We start from the raw sequence: 14,878 nt of genomic DNA, 5'->3' as shown, positions 1-14,878 counted from the left end.
CTCACCCCAACCCTCTCCCGCAGGCGGGAGAGGGAGCGCGCTTCTATGCGTGGATAGTTTGCCACCAACATCGTCCTCATGCGGCGCTCTTTCCAGGCGCGATGCCGAGATAGGCTTCCTGCACGATCGGCGAGGCGATCACTTCGGCCGGCTTGCCGTCGGCGACGAGCTGGCCGTTATGCAGCACGATGATGCGGTCGGCGAGCGAGCGCACCACGTCCATCTTGTGTTCGACCAGCAGGATGATCTTGCTCGGATCGGCTTTTAACCGCGCGATCAGGTCGAGCACCACCGGCACCTCGTCGACGCTCATGCCTGCGGTCGGCTCGTCGAACATGTAGACCTTCGGCTCCAGCGCCATCATCAGCGCGACTTCGAGCTTGCGCTGGTCGCCGTGCGACAGCGCGGTCGCGGCGGCGTTGCGCCGGCTGCCGAGCGCGACGCTGTCGAGGATCGCGTCGGCGCGTTCGATCAGGTCGCGCCGCGTCCGCCACGGCCGCAGCATGTCGTAATGCGCGCCGCTATGCGCCTGCACCGCCAGCCGGACGTTTTCCTCGACGCTGAGATTGGGAAACAGATTGGTGAGCTGGAACGCGCGGCCGAGCCCGGCGCGGGTGCGCAGCGGCGCGGTCATCCGGGTGATGTCCGCGCCCTCGAACAGGATGCGGCCGGCGCTCGGCCGCAACTGACCCGAGACCAGATTGAAATACGTCGTCTTGCCGGCGCCGTTCGGCCCCACGATCGCGGTCAGCTCGCCGGGCCGAAATGCGCAGCTCACCGCATTGACGGCGACATGTCCGCCGAAGCGAATGGTGAGGTCCTGGGTTTCGAGGGTGGTCATGGGGTCTCGGTTGGCCTACGCGCCGCAGCCTGAGAGTTCGTCATTCCGGGATGCGCCCTTGGGGCGCAGGCCCGGAATCCATACTCCCGGCGATGGTTATGGATTCCGGGCTCGCGCTGACGCGCGCCCCGGAATGACAATGGTGATCGCTGTGCGCCCGATCACCGCTTGTTCTTGATCGGGATCGTCATGTCCTCGATCTTCAGCTCGCGCACCGGCTCGAGCACCGCCCAGGCGAGGTTCGGATCGGCCTTGACCTTGAAGTGATACATGCTCTGCAGCGCCTGATGGTCTTCCTTGCGGAACATCATCTTGCCCTTCGGCGTGTCGAACTCCATGCCTTCCATCGCCGCGATCAGCTTCTCGGTGTCGGTCGATTTCGCCTTCTGCACGGCGGTGACCACCGCCATCGCCGCGGAGAAACCGCCGGCGGTGAAGAAATCCGGCGGCGCGTTGAAGCGCTTCTGATGCTCGGTCACCAGCCAGTCGTTGATCGGGTTCTTCGGGATGTCGTAATAGTAATAGGTCGCGCCTTCCATGCCGGGCAGTCGCTTGTAGGCGGCGAGTGCCGGCAGGATGTTGCCGCCGGTGGACAGTTCGATGCCGTAGCGCTTCGGGTCCATGTCCTGCAGCTTGGTCAAGGGATCGCCGCCGCCGGCCCAGACCACCCAGATGATCTTCTTGCCGGGCTTGTCTTTCAGCGTGTCGAACAACCGCTGCCCGACCGCGGTGAAGTCGGTGGTGGTGGTCGGGACATATTCCTCGGCGGCGAGCGTCGCGCCGGTCTTGGTCAGCGCCTCCTTGAAGGCGGCGACGCCGTCGCGGCCGAACGCGTAGTCCTGCGCCAGCGTGGCGATGGTGACGCCTTGCTTGCCGATTGCGACCGCGTTTGAGATCGCGTCCTGCGAGGAATTGCGGCCGGTGCGGAAGATGTAGCGATTCCATTTCTCGCCGGTGATCTGGTCGGCGACCGCGGGCTCGACGATCAGGATCTTCTTGTTCTCTTCGGCGACCGGCAGGTCGGCCAGCGCCGCGGCCGACGACGAGGTGCCGATCGCGATGTCGGCGCCGTCGTCCTGATAGGCTTCGGCGAGCGCGGCCTTGGAGAGGTCGGGCTTGCTCTGATCGTCCTTGGTGATCACCTTGATCTTGCGGCCGTCGAGCGTCATCGTGCCCTTGGTCGCGTATTCGAGGCCCATCATCAGGCCGGTTTCGGTCTGCTTGGCGTAGGCTTCGAGCGGTCCCGTCTTGCCGTAGATCAGCGCGATCTTGAGGTCGTCGGCTCGGGCGGCGACCGTCGCGGTCAGCGTGAGGGCCGCAGCTGCAACAATGGAAAGATGACGCACGTTCTTCCTCCAGGTTTTGTTGCGCCGAACCCTAGAGCAACTTCGCAGAACTGGAAACGCCGCCGGACGAACTTTTCCGCTATTGCGAGGGTTGGGCCGGTGGATTGCGGCGTCGTTCGGCTGGCGCAATGCCGGGCCTTTGCGCCGGACGGAACGGTGGTTCGGCCGATGCGGAAGGTGCGGGCGTGGCCATGCCGCCCATCCTTGTGAGTAGTTCTGCGGTCGGCCAGGAATCCGCCGGCAGGCCGTATTTGATCTGCATCGCCTTTACGCCGGTGCGGGTTTGCTGGCCGAGCACGCCGTCGATCTTGCCGACGTCGAAGCCGGCCCGCACCAGCAACTGTTGCAATTGCTTCATCTCGTTGAATTGCAATTGCGCCACCTGCGCATTGGGCTTGCGCATCGGCGCTGCGCCGGCGATGCGGGTGGCGAGATAGGCCGCGGTGGTCGAATAGATCAGCGAGTTGTTCCATTCGGTATAGGCGGCGAAATTCGCGTAAGCGAGAAACGCCGGGCCGGAGCGGCCCATCGGCAGCAGCAGCGACGCCGGCAGTGCGTCGCTTTGCAGCGGCCGTCCGTCGGCCGAGGTCACGCCCCATTGCGCCCATTGCGAACGCGGATGCTTGACCAAGAGATCGGCCTGATCCCAGGGAAGATTGGCCGGCACCGCCACTTCCTGCAGCCAGGGCTCGCCGCGCCGCCATTTCAGCCCGGTCGCGATGTAGTGTGCCGTCGAGCCGATGACGTCGGCGGGGCTGCGCAGCATGTCGCGGTGGCCGTCGCCGTCATAGTCGACCGCGTAGTCGTAATAATGCCGCGGCAGGAATTGCGTCTGGCCGAGCTCGCCGGCCCAGGAGCCGATCATCTCGGCCGGCGCCAGATCGCCGCGGTCGACGATCTTCAGCGCCGCGATGGTCTCCTGCTGAAACATCTCGGAGCGGCGGCAATCATAGGCCAGCGACACCAGCGAGCGCAGCGTCGAGAGGTTGCCCTGCACCGCGCCAAAATCGCTTTCCAGCGCCCAGAACGCCGCGATCACCGCCGGCGGCACGCCGTAGTCCTTCTCGGCGCGGGCGAACGCCTGCGCGTGCTGCCTGATCATCTGCTGGCCCTTGACGCGCCGGCCCTCCGACGCCATCCGCCCGGCGAATACCGTGAAGATCTGCCCGAACACCCGCTGGCCACGGTCGCGATTGACGATGCCCTGATCGTAGACGAGATACGGCCCCGCCGCGCTCAGGGCCCGCTGCGACACCCCGGCGGCAACCGCCTGCTGCTTCAGCCCGGCAAGAAACTGATCGAAGCTCTGCCCGCCGTGACACGATGCGCCGCGCTGGGCGAGGGCGGGAGAGGCGGAGAGTAATGCAGCCGATGCGATCGTTGCCACCGCGGCGACTGCGCCGAAAGATCTCCGCAACTGTCGCGCCGTCGCTTTGAGCCGCAGCATCGCATTCTCCACGAAAGTCATCGCCGGCTTGACCCGGCGATCCATCAAATCAGAAGAGCTGACTGTTGTGTGGATGGATTGCCGGGTCAAGCCCGGCAATGACGACGTCTCCTGGTCGAGCCGCGACGGCCGAACGTGTCCCTCCGTCATAGCGAGGAGCGAAGTGACGAATCGATCCAGCGCTGTGCACCGAGCCTCTGGATTGCTTCGCTTCGCTCGCAATGACCCTGAAAGTCAGTGCGCGGCTATCAAGCGGAGAACGCGCCTCACAACTCCCGCGCATTGCTGAATGCAAAACTCGACGCCCGCCTTGTGTTCTCGTCCAGGATCAGCGTCCGGGTGATCGGCGGCTCCGCGCGCTGGCTGCAGTGTTCGCGTTCGCAGAGGCGGCAGTTGACGCCGATCGGGGTGCCTTCGGCTTTGTCCAGATCCATCCCGGCGGCGTAGATCAGTTTGGCGGCGTGGCGGATTTCGCAGCCGAGGCCGAGCGCGAAGCGCGGCTGCGGTTGCGGATGCGGCGCTACCGGCCGGCGGACCATCTGGGCGATCGAGAAGTAGCGGCTGCCGTCGGGCAGTTCGATCACCTGCTTCAGGAGGCGATCCGGCGTGTCGAAGGTCGAGTGCACGTTCCACAACGGGCAGGTGCCGCCGAATTTCGAGAACGGGAAGGTGCCGGAGGAGAAACGCTTGGAGACGTTGCCGGCATTGTCGACCCGCAGCAGGAAGAACGGCACGCCGCGCGCGTTCGGCCGCTGCAGCGTGGTGAGGCGGTGGCAGACCTGCTCGAAGCCGGCGTTGAAGCGCTGCGCCAGTACGTTGACGTCGTAGCTGAGCTGCTCCGCGGCGGTGAGGAACGCGGCGTAGGGCATCATCACCGCGGCGGCGAAGTAGTTGCCGAGGGTGATGCGGTACAGCCGCCGCGCCGGCTCGTCGAGCGCGCCGGAGCGGTGCACGATGGCGTCGATCACGCCGCCATGCTCGCTGAGGCCGGTCTGGAACGCGATCTGGAAGGCGCGGCCCGGCCCGTCGATCAATTCCGAGATCAGCAATTGCCGGCGGTGGCGGTCGAACCGGCGCAGCGTCTCCCGCATCACGTCGACCGGCATGATCCGTGTGGTGATCGCGTGGCGCTCGCGCAGGCGGTCGTCGAGCGCGCCGTAGACATCCTGCGAACTGACGTTGAGTTCGTCGCGCACCGCTTCCGCCGCCTGCTCCAGCTCCGGAAAATAGTTGCGGTTGGCCTCGATCAGATCGCGAACGCGCTCGATCGGGTTGGCCTCGTAGCGGATCTGTTCGCGGTCGGCCATCTGCGCCGCGACCATCGTTTCGCCGCGCCGCGCCTCGGTGTAGGCGGCGTAAAGCCGCTGGAGTGAATGGGTGACGCCGGGGCAAAGCTCTGCGAGGTCGCGCAGCTCCTGCTTCGGTAGGTCGATCTGGCGGAACAGCGGGTCCGAAAAGATCTCGTTGAGCTCGGCGAAGAACCGGTCCTCGTCGGCGGTGGCGAGGTCGCGCAGATCGAGGTCGTAGGTTTCCGCCAATCGCAGCAGGATCTGTGCGGTCACCGGCCGTTGGTTCCGCTCGATCAGGTTGATATAGCTCGGCGAGATTCCCAGTCCCTCGGCGATCTGGGTCTGCGACAGGCCAAGCTGCTGACGGATTCGGCGGAACCGAGGTCCGACGAACAGCTTTTTCCCGGATTCACCCGCCATGTCGCGATTCCTGCCAAGCGCCGTTTGTGACAAAATTTACAAAATTACAATTGTTACATGTGTGGATGTTACATGACATCACCATTCGTTCGCAAGAGGTCTGTACGTTTTCCGCGATCTCGCGTTTAGCTCTCGCCACGTTTCGCACCGCACTGTCACGAATGTCGACGACGAGAAGCGCTGCGGATTTGTCGTTATCGAAGGGATCATGGACATGAACTTCCAGCCACGTGGGATCAGCGATCGGGCCATTCAGGGGCCGTCCTCTTATCAGAGCGAAATCGAAGCGGCCGAAGCCCTTCTCAAGGACCAGCCCACCTGGAACGGCGTGAAAGCCGAGGCCGTGGCCCGTATGCGCTTGCAGAACCGCTTCAAGACCGGCCTCGATGTCGCGCGCTACACGGCTGCGCTGATGCGTGCCGACATGGCGGCCTACGACGCTGACAGCACGAAATATACCCAGTCGCTCGGTTGCTGGCACGGCTTCATCGCGCAGCAGAAGCTGATTTCGGTGAAGAAGCACTTCGGCACGACCGATCGCACCTATCTTTATCTGTCCGGCTGGATGATCGCGGCGCTGCGCTCCGAGTTCGGACCGCTGCCCGACCAGTCGATGCACGAGAAGACCTCGGTGCCGGCGCTGATCGAAGAGCTCTACACCTTCCTGCGTCAGGCGGATTCCCGCGAGCTGAACACCATCTTCCGTGACCTCGACGCTGCCCGCAAGGCCGGCGACAAGGCGAAGGAAGCCGCGCTGATCGAAAAGATCGACAATTTCCAGACCCACGTCGTGCCGGTGATCGCCGACATCGACGCCGGCTTCGGCAATGCCGAGGCGACCTATCTGCTGGCCAAGAAGATGATCGAAGCCGGCGCCTGCGCGCTGCAGATCGAGAACCAGGTGTCCGACGAAAAGCAGTGCGGCCATCAGGACGGCAAGGTGACGGTGCCGCACGAGGTCTTCCTGGCGAAGATCCGCGCTTGCCGCCACGCCTTCCTCGAACTCGGCGTCGAAGACGGCGTCATCGTCACCCGCACCGATTCGCTCGGCGCAGGCCTGACGCAGCAGATCGCCGTCAGCCATCAGCCGGGCGACATCGGCGACCAGTACAACAGCTTCCTGGACTGCGAAGAGGTCGACGCCACCAAGGTCGGTAACGGCGACGTCATCATCAGCCGAAACGGCAAGCTGCTGCGCCCGAAGCGCCTGGCGAGCAACCTGTATCAGTTCCGCGAAGGCACCGGTGCGGATCGCTGCGTGCTCGACAGCATCACCTCGCTGCAGAACGGCGCCGATCTGCTGTGGATCGAGACCGAGAAGCCGAATATCGAGCAGATCGCCTCGATGGTCGATCGTATTCGCGAGGTGGTCCCGAACGCGAAGCTGGCCTACAATAACTCGCCGTCGTTCAACTGGACGCTCAACTTCCGTTGGCAGGTCTATGATGAGATGAAGAAGGCCGGCAAGGATGTGAGCCAGTACAACCGTGCCGAGCTGATGAAGGCGGAGTACGACTCGACGCCGCTGGCGATCGAAGCCGACGAACTGATCCGGACCTTCCAGGCCGATTCAGCCAAGCGCGCCGGCATCTTCCATCATCTGATCACACTGCCGACCTATCACACGGCAGCGCTTTCGACCGACAATCTCGCGAAGGAATATTTCGGCGAGCAGGGTATGTTGGGCTATGTGAAGAATGTTCAGCGCCAGGAGATCCGTCAGGGCATCGCCTGCGTGAAGCATCAGGACATGGCCGGCTCGAACATCGGCGACGATCACAAGGAATACTTCGCCGGTGAGGCCGCTCTGAAGGCCGGCGGCGCTCACAACACGATGAACCAGTTCAGTTAACGGCAACAGCAGGAGCGACGACGATGTCGAACGGCAGCAATTTCTGGGTGATTGGCGGCGAGTTCGGTTCGATGAACTTCCACAAGCTCGTTGAAGGATCGGCCCAGGTGCAGGGTCCGTTCAAGACGCGCAAGGAGGCCGAAGAGGCCTGGAAGATCGTCTCCGAAGAGAACCGGCATCGCGCAGGCGTGCGGTTCTCCATCGTCGAAGAGCCGAACCGCGCGACGGCCTGATCAAGATAGAAGACGTCCAAGGACTTTGGCGGTCCCACCGGGGAAACCCGGCGGGGCCGCCATCGTCGTTTTGGGCGCGCATCTTTGACGAATTTGTCGCAGGGGGCGACGGACATGTGCCGGTCATCGCGCCGGAACCGTCGATGCAAATCCTTGACAGGTCAGGGCCTTTGCGGCGCACAGGGTTACTGATAGGTTAATGTCGGACAGTCGATCCGGGTTTGCAGATGGCCGACGCGCAGAACAAGATCATCGGGGCGGAGCAGGCGAGGCCGATGCGGCTGCGCGACGCGCTGCGGCAGGCGCGGATCGAAGCCGCCGATCGCACCGGCGTCGTCGTCGATCTGCGCGACGCGGAGATCGCACGGCTGGAAATCCTGAACGAGGCGCTCGATCCGCTGTTCGCCGAGATTCCCGATGGAGTCGATCTGTTCGACCGCGGCCTCAGCCAGGGCGATACGCCGCGGCTATGGATCGACGTGGTCGCCCACGTCATGATGGGCCGTGACAAGCGAATCTATCGGTTCGTCCAGGACACCCGTTTCGGACGCATCGTGATCGCCGAATCCCATGATGCGGCAGCGATGGTCGATGCGATCACCGACTACATTGCTCGCCGGCTGATCGAGCGCGAACATGCGCTGACCGCCGCGACGCCTGTGCCGATGCAGCCGGCGGTTGCCGAAAAGCCGCGCCTCGGCGGGATTGGAATCTTCGTGCTCGGCTTCATCGCCGGCGCCTTGGCGCTGTTCGCGCTGGCGTTGTTCGCAGCGCTGCGCCAAGTCTGACACGGCGGCCTACAGCACCCGCGAATCCCGCAGATCCGTGATCGTCTCGGTCGCGCCAAAGCCGCGGATTCTATGTTCGCAGCGCCAGCCGTCATTGCCTTCGCTGATCGCAAACAGATTGTAGGCGGCCGAGGGGCGGTGGTGATCCTTGAAGGCCGACGCAGACGGCACGCCGACGACCGGGATCGGCCCGCTTGGCGCGTCGATCCGGATCGTGGCGTGGACGTGGTCGTGGCCATGCAGCACCAGATCGACCGGGTGCCGCTGCAGCAACGCAATCAGTTCAGCCGAATCCGTCAGGCGCTTGAAGCGGGAGCGCGATCGCAGCGGATGATGGATCAGCAGCACACGGAACACTCGCTCGGAAGCCAAACTCTGCAGCATCGTTTCGAGTCGCGCGCGCTGCGCGTCGCCGAGCCAGCCGGTCGCCATGAACGGAGCGGTCGGCACCGCGCTCGACACGCCGATGATCGCGATACGGTCGCGGCGCCGGAGATAGGGAAAGCCGGTCGCGCCGTCGTCGCCGCGGATGTAGTCCGCGAAAGTCTCGCCGAATCGCGGCGCGGTGGCGGTGACATAGGCGTCGTGATTGCCGGGCACGACGCTGACGCGTTCCGGCGATCCGACGCCGTCGAGCCATCGCCGCGCCGGCGCGAATTCTTCATCGAGCGCGATGTTCACGAGATCGCCGGTGACTGCGATGTGGTCGGGCGTTTGCGCCTGCAGGTCGGCGACCAACGCATCGAGGATGTCGCGGCGGTGGATGCTCTGCCGGTTGCGGGTCCAGTTCAGATAGCCGAGCACGCGCTTGTTCGCGAGATCGGCGAGCCGCGGCTTCGGCAGCGGCGGCAGATGCGGATCGGACAGATGCGCCAGCGTGAAGGTCATCCCGCGTTCCTTAGAGCTTTTCCGGTTCTGATGGAATCAGAACCGGAGCTCTATCTTCTTATTCTGACGCGTTTTCTTCACGCGAACCGGTATCCACTTCGCTCGAAAACGCTATAGCCATCGGTCGGCAGCGAGCCTGTCGCGTCATCCCGCCTGTCAAAATCGACACGGTTTTGGCAAGCTCGGCGCATCGGCGCAAGCGCCCCGCTGTTGCGCATGTGCGAGGATGATCCGACTTTGCCTGCCCTGCAGACCTTGCGACTGAAGCTGGAGCCGGCGCTGCGGCGCGTGTTTCATCTCTACTGGCGATTCGCGCGCGGCATGACGCTGGGGGCGCGTGGCGTGGTGCTCGACGCGCAGGATCGGGTGTTTCTGATCCAGCACAGCTATGTCAGCGGCTGGCATCTGCCGGGCGGCGGCGTCGAAGTCGGCGAGACCTTTCTGGATGCACTGCGCCGCGAGTTGATGGAGGAGGGGCGGATCGCGCTGACCGGCGATCCTGAGCTGCACGGCGTCTTCTTCAACGGCCACGTCTCGCCACGGGATCACGTCGCCGTCTATGTGGTGCGGCACTTCCACCAGGACCGCGCGCCCGAGCCCAATCGCGAGATCATCGCCTCCGGCTTCTTCGATGTCGCCGCGCTACCCGAGGAGACTACAACCGGTACCCGGTTGCGGATCGCTGAAGTCCTGGGCCGTGAGCCGCGGCGCGCGACCTGGCGGTGAGGCGCTGAGTGACGGCCGTTCGTCGTTGCCCAGAACTCGCGAATACGCGCGCGGATTCGGCGTGAATGCGCCCGCGATCACATCAAGGGCTCATTTCTCTGGTCAAAACCGCGCGTCACGACGGGCAATCATTTGAAAGGACTGGTTTTGGCGGTATTTGCGAAAGCGATCTTTCGATCGCTGTTGATTGTGTGGGCAATTTTGGCGGCGAACGCCGCGTTCGCGCAAATTCCAACACCAAACGGCAATGGAAATGGCGCCAATCCTCCAGCCAAGGTGGAGGAGAAGCCTGCCGATCCGCTCGGCCGCAATACGCCGGCCGGAATGGTTACAGGCTTTATCGATGCCGCCGCCGAACAGAATTACGACAAGGCTGCCCAATATCTCGATCTCAGCCAGGAGAAGGGCGCCTGGGGTCCAAGCGTCGCGCAGCAGCTCCAACGCATTCTCGACCAGGGCGGCTACGTTTTCTCGCGGCTGCGGCTGAGTTCGGAACCGGCGGGCGATCAGGACGACGGGCTGGCCCCAGACCAGGACAAGTTCGGCGCCGTGCGCACCGATCACGGCACGGTCGATCTGATCGCGCAGCAGGTCGACGGCAAGGATGGCGGCAAGATCTGGCTGGTCTCGGCCAAAACGGTCGGCGACCTCCCCGCGTTGTCGCGCACGGTGACGTCGAGCCTGGTCGACAGGATTCTGCCCTATGCGCTCCGCGACGAATACCGGCTCGCCGGCGCTCCGGTCGGTCATTGGCTGGCGGTCGTCGTGCTCGCGCTGCTGTCCTTTGGCGTGGTGTGGTCGATCACCGCCGCGATCTTCTGGGTGATCTTTCGTCTCCGAAAACGTCAGGACTCGCGAATCCGCCGTGTTCTGAACGCCTCGGCGTTGCCGATCCGGCTTTTTCTGACGGCCATGGTGCTGCGCATCGCGATGGTGCTGACCGGCGTCTCGATCGTCGCGCGGCAGCATATGTCGGGCGCCACCGAACTGCTCGGCTGGATCGCGCTGTCCTGGATCGTCTGGCGCGTGGTCGATGCTCTCGCCGAGTTCACCATCGCCCGGATGACGCTGCGCGGCCGGCTGTCGATGCTGTCGGCGATCAACTTCCTGCGGCGGAGCATCAAATTCGTCATCATTGCCCTCGCGTTGATCCTCGGACTCGACGCGCTCGGCTACAACATCACGGCCGGCCTCGCAGCCCTCGGCATCGGCGGTATCGCGATCGCTCTCGGCGCGCAGAAGACCATCGAGCATCTGGTCGGCAGTCTGACGCTGGTGACCGACCAGCCGATGCGGGTCGGCGATTTCTGTAAGTTCGGCGAGACCTCGGGCACGATCGAGGACATCGGAATGCGGTCGACCCGGATCCGGACGCTCGACCGCACACTCGTCACCGTGCCGAACGGCGCGCTGGCGGCGGTGCAGATCGAGAACTTCAGCCGACGCGACAAGTTCTGGTATCACCCGACGCTGGATCTCCGCTACGACACCAAGCCCGATCAGATGCGGGCGCTGATCGCATCGATCCGCGAGATGCTGCTGGAGCATCCGAAAGTCGACAACGACCCGGCGCGGGTCCGGCTGCTTGGCTTCGGGCCCAATTCGCTCAAGGTCGAAATCTTCGCCTATGTCCATGCGGTCAGCGGCGACGAGTTCCTGGAGGTCCAGGAAGACCTGACGCTGCAGGTCATGGAGCTGGTCGAGGCGTCCGGAACGGGCTTCGCGGTGGCCTCCCAGCAGACCGTCTATCTGAGATGCGACGGAACGCCGTTGGCCGATCGTTCGCCGCAGCTTGCGCCGTCCGAGGACGCGGACGACGAGCGCGCCCCCCAGCGCCGGGTAGCGGCGCGCGCCTGAGAAAGCCCGTTCCTGAGAGCCGTTAACCACAGCCGGGCGTGGACCGCGCCCGGCTGTGGTGCTATTGCGCGTCCGCCATGAATGATCTGTCCCTGACCATCCTGCCCGAGACCCCGAACGACGCCCAGCTGATCGAGCGGCTGCATGAGCGCACGTTTGGTCCGGGCCGCTTCGTTCTCAGCGCCTACCGGTTGCGCGAGCATGTCGATCACATCAACGCGCTGTCGTTCACTGCGTGGATCGGCACCTTGCTGGTCGGTTCGGTGCGGCAATTGCCGATCGCGATCGGCGAGACCCCGGCGCTGCTGCTCGGCCCGCTGACGGTGGAGCCGCCGTTCCGCGCCCGCGGCGTCGGCCGCGCGCTGCTCGACCGCGCGCTGGCGGACGCCAGGGCGCAGGGCCACAAGCTCACCGTGCTGGTCGGCGACGAGCCGTATTACAGCCGCGTCGGCTTCAAGAAGATTCCGAAGGGACGCGTCACCATGCCGGGCCCGGTCGACGCCAACCGGCTGCTGGTGATCGAACTCGCCGACGGCGCCTTCGAGGGCGTCAGCGGCCCGATCCGCCCGGATTGGAGCAAGGCGCGGACGGCGTAGGCGCTTCCACGCGATCGTTCCGGGTTAACTTCACGCCGTCATTCCGGGGCGCCGCGGAGCGGCGAACCCGGAATCCCGAGCTGTTGATCGTCGCATTGCACCAACCTCTGGATTCCGGGGTCGCTCGCTTGCGCGAGCGCCCCGAATGACTTCCGTGGTCAGAACTTCAGATTCGCGAACGCCCGCACGCCGATGCCGGGCATCAGCACGTTGTCCTTGCTGTAGGACACCGCGTTGCGGATGTTCTCGTTGAGCAGATTGTTGCCGACCAGGCCGACCAGCATCTCGCGGGCGCCCCATGCGTTCGGATCGAGCTTGGTCCGGTAGCTGATCTCCGCCTTGAGCAGATTGTAGCCCGAGGTGGTCGTCTCGGCGATCGGCGCGACGTCGTTCTGGGCGAAGGCGTGCAACAGGTTGATCCGGGTCAGCCAGTTGGCGTCACGCCAGAACAATCCACCGCCGACCCGCAGCGGCGGAATCCGCGGCACATTGGTGCCGTCTGCGAAGGTGGCCCGCACGACATCGAACTGGTTCTCGATGCCCCAGGTGCCGCCATAGATTTGCGCCACGTCGAGCTGGCTCTGGAATTCGCCGCCTCTGAAGGTGGCGTCGCGCTGCGCGTAGATCGCCTGGTTCAATTCCAGCGTGCCGGTTGCCGGATCGACGCAAGAGACGTCGTCGCAGCTATTGCCGGTCAGCCGCCGATAGATGAAGCCGCTGAACTGCGTGTAGTAAGCGGTGATCTCGAAGCGGAACGGGCCGTCCGCCCGACGCAAACCGACCTCGACCGATTTTGCCGTCTCGATCCCCAGATTGGGGTTGCCGATGTCGAAGGTGGTGGTGGCGTCGTGACCGCCGCGCGAGAACAGCTCCGCCGGCTTCGGCGCACGCTCGACATATTGCCCGGTGATGCTGGCCGAAAGCCCCCACGGCAGCGCCTGGATCAGGCCGAGGCTGAAGCTCTTCGGCGTGAACGACAGGTTGCGCGACGTCGCAGGGCCGATCGCGCCGGGGTCGGTGGAGAGGTCGAACAGGCCCGGCACGAAGGCCGGCGTCGTTCCGGACAGGTCGACGTGCTCGATTCGTCCGGCCACCTGCGCCTTGGTGCTCTCGGTGAAGCGTAGCTCGTTGAAGACGTAGCCGGCGAGCTTGGTGTTCTTATTGGGATCGAACAGCCCGTTGATCGGGCTGGTCGGATCGTCGGGGCTGGGCGCTGTCAGTTCCTGATGGCTGGCCTGCACCCCCACCGCCGTCGTGACCGTGGCGAAGCGGGCATTGAACGGCGTCAGTTGCGCCTCGAGGCGGCCCTCTTGCTCCTTGTTGGTGAAGCTCTGCCGCACGCCATCGGACGCCGGGTCGCCTGCGACGGCGAGGCCGATCTCATTGTGCTTGTAGTCGGTGGCGCCGACCCAGAACCGGATCGCCTCGATCGCCGCCGCATCCGGGCGATACTCGCCCTTGGCGGTGACCTTGGTCTGCTTCGCATCGATCCGCGTCCCGAATTCGGCGCCCTCGGTCCCGGGGATGCGATAGACCGAATTGTTCTGCGTGATCGCCGCGCCGATGAAGCCGCCGTCGAACAGATAGGAGCCGCCGATCGAGGCGCCGGTCGCCTGCGTCGCAGAGTTGGGCTGGCGTCCGTTGAACGGCAGTCCCGGCGCCTGATACGGATAGCTCGGCACGTTATAGTCGCCGGCATTGCGGCCGAACACGTCGGCATGGACCGCGACGTTGTTGCCGCCGGCATCCAGCAGCACCGCGCTTTCGACGCCGCGATCGACCGAGCTCACCGCACTGCGGACCTCGGCGTTCATGCAGCCCGCCGCGCCGCCGATCGCAGCCGGCGCCTTCACCGGCAGGCCGTAGCTCTGGAACGGCGTCGCGCAGGGCGGCAGCGCGTCGGGGATGCGGTTGTTGCTGGCGCTGACCACGCCGCCGATCGCCGTCGAGCCGTAGCGCAGCGTCGCCGGGCCGCGGATCACTTCAACCTGGTTGGTCGCGAGCGGATCGATCGGGACGAAATGGTCTTCGCCGAGATCGGACGCGCCGTTGCTGCCGATGCCGTTCTCGACGATGCCGACTCGGTTGACGTCGAGGCCGCGGATGATCGGCCGGCTGGAGGCCCCCGGCGCGTAGCCGGAGCCGGTAATGCCCGGCTTGTTGTTCAGAAGGTCGCCGAGCGTGCCGCCGCCATTGCGCCGGATCTCCTCGTTCGGGACCACGGTAACGGTCGCGAACTGATCGGTGACGATCGGCAGCGTGCCGGGGGGCGGCGGCGCCGGCTGGGCGACGACGGGCGGCGCCTCGGCCGGAGCGGTGCCGCGCTGGCGCGCGGGGGCGGCGACCCGCGTCGCGGGGCGGGACGGCGGGGCCGAATGGCGTCGCACGATCGGGCTCGGCGCGGTGACGACGACTTCCGGCAATGCGGTGGCGGCCTGCTGTGCGAGGGCCTGCGATGCCGGCAAGCCTTCGAAGGCCGCGAAGGCTGCGCTTCCGACCAGGAAGGCGCGCTTGAAGCGGAGTGACATGGTCTGATCCTGACTGACCGGTTCGGCGCACGCATCTGCGCCGGAGGCCGGACTCTGCGCGGGGCAG

Annotated in this window: 12 protein-coding genes; 6 read left to right on the top strand and 6 right to left on the bottom strand. The window is 65.1% G+C overall.

Going from position 1 to position 14,878, the window contains the following annotated elements; genetic code table 11:
* Nucleotides 1-76 precede the first annotated feature (76 nt).
* From BMY71_RS21805 to BMY71_RS21790, 4 genes are all read right to left on the bottom strand, one after another.
* Complete coding sequence (locus BMY71_RS21805; RefSeq protein ID WP_092686139.1) at nt 77-841, bottom strand: ABC transporter ATP-binding protein; 765 nt, start codon at nt 839-841, stop codon at nt 77-79.
* Nucleotides 842-1,002: 161 nt separating this feature from the next.
* Nucleotides 1,003-2,187, bottom strand: coding sequence for a substrate-binding domain-containing protein (locus BMY71_RS21800; RefSeq protein ID WP_011504436.1), 1,185 nt, complete (start codon nt 2,185-2,187; stop codon nt 1,003-1,005).
* Between the two features lie 79 nt (nt 2,188-2,266).
* Nucleotides 2,267-3,634, bottom strand: a complete 1,368-nt coding sequence (locus tag BMY71_RS21795; RefSeq protein ID WP_244526135.1) for a lytic murein transglycosylase — start codon at nt 3,632-3,634, stop codon at nt 2,267-2,269.
* A 266-nt stretch (nt 3,635-3,900) separates the two neighbouring features.
* Nucleotides 3,901-5,343 (bottom strand): helix-turn-helix domain-containing protein, encoded by a 1,443-nt coding sequence (locus tag BMY71_RS21790; RefSeq protein ID WP_092686138.1) that lies wholly within the window; start codon nt 5,341-5,343, stop codon nt 3,901-3,903.
* A 214-nt stretch (nt 5,344-5,557) separates the two neighbouring features.
* Here BMY71_RS21790 and BMY71_RS21785 point away from each other — a divergent pair, with 214 nt between their 5' ends.
* The 3 genes from BMY71_RS21785 to BMY71_RS21775 all read left to right on the top strand — a co-directional run bounded on the left by BMY71_RS21785 (nt 5,558) and on the right by BMY71_RS21775 (nt 8,216).
* Entirely contained in the window at nt 5,558-7,195 is a 1,638-nt protein-coding gene (locus BMY71_RS21785) for an isocitrate lyase (protein ID WP_011504433.1), read from the top strand.
* 23 nt (nt 7,196-7,218) lie between these two features.
* The gene (locus tag BMY71_RS21780) at nt 7,219-7,428 is read left to right on the top strand and encodes a DUF4170 domain-containing protein (protein WP_011504432.1); all 210 of its coding nucleotides are present in this window, start codon (nt 7,219-7,221) and stop codon (nt 7,426-7,428) included.
* A gap of 227 nt (nt 7,429-7,655) precedes the next feature.
* A complete protein-coding gene (locus BMY71_RS21775) occupies nt 7,656-8,216 on the top strand; it encodes a hypothetical protein (protein ID WP_011504431.1) in 561 nt (186 codons plus the stop codon).
* Between the two features lie 9 nt (nt 8,217-8,225).
* Here the strand turns inward: BMY71_RS21775 and BMY71_RS21770 are convergent, their stop codons facing one another.
* Entirely contained in the window at nt 8,226-9,104 is an 879-nt protein-coding gene (locus BMY71_RS21770; RefSeq protein WP_092686137.1) for a metallophosphoesterase family protein, read from the bottom strand.
* Nucleotides 9,105-9,341: 237 nt separating this feature from the next.
* Between BMY71_RS21770 and BMY71_RS21765 the strand changes: the two genes are divergently transcribed.
* From BMY71_RS21765 to BMY71_RS21755, 3 genes are all read left to right on the top strand, one after another.
* Complete coding sequence (locus tag BMY71_RS21765; protein WP_041806120.1) at nt 9,342-9,830, top strand: NUDIX domain-containing protein; 489 nt, start codon at nt 9,342-9,344, stop codon at nt 9,828-9,830.
* Nucleotides 9,831-9,977: 147 nt separating this feature from the next.
* The gene (locus BMY71_RS21760) at nt 9,978-11,687 is read left to right on the top strand and encodes a mechanosensitive ion channel family protein (RefSeq protein WP_092686136.1); all 1,710 of its coding nucleotides are present in this window, start codon (nt 9,978-9,980) and stop codon (nt 11,685-11,687) included.
* A 77-nt stretch (nt 11,688-11,764) separates the two neighbouring features.
* Complete coding sequence (locus BMY71_RS21755) at nt 11,765-12,283, top strand: GNAT family N-acetyltransferase (protein WP_011504427.1); 519 nt, start codon at nt 11,765-11,767, stop codon at nt 12,281-12,283.
* 158 nt (nt 12,284-12,441) lie between these two features.
* Here BMY71_RS21755 and BMY71_RS21750 read toward each other — a convergent pair whose 3' ends face one another.
* The gene (locus BMY71_RS21750) at nt 12,442-14,811 is read right to left on the bottom strand and encodes a TonB-dependent receptor (RefSeq protein WP_092686135.1); all 2,370 of its coding nucleotides are present in this window, start codon (nt 14,809-14,811) and stop codon (nt 12,442-12,444) included.
* Between the last annotated feature and the right edge of the window lie 67 nt (nt 14,812-14,878).

Source organism: Rhodopseudomonas pseudopalustris, assembly GCF_900110435.1.
Lineage (GTDB): Bacteria > Pseudomonadota > Alphaproteobacteria > Rhizobiales > Xanthobacteraceae > Rhodopseudomonas > Rhodopseudomonas pseudopalustris.
Note: the sequence above shows the minus strand (reverse complement) of the source record. Positions and strands in the feature narration are given on the sequence as shown.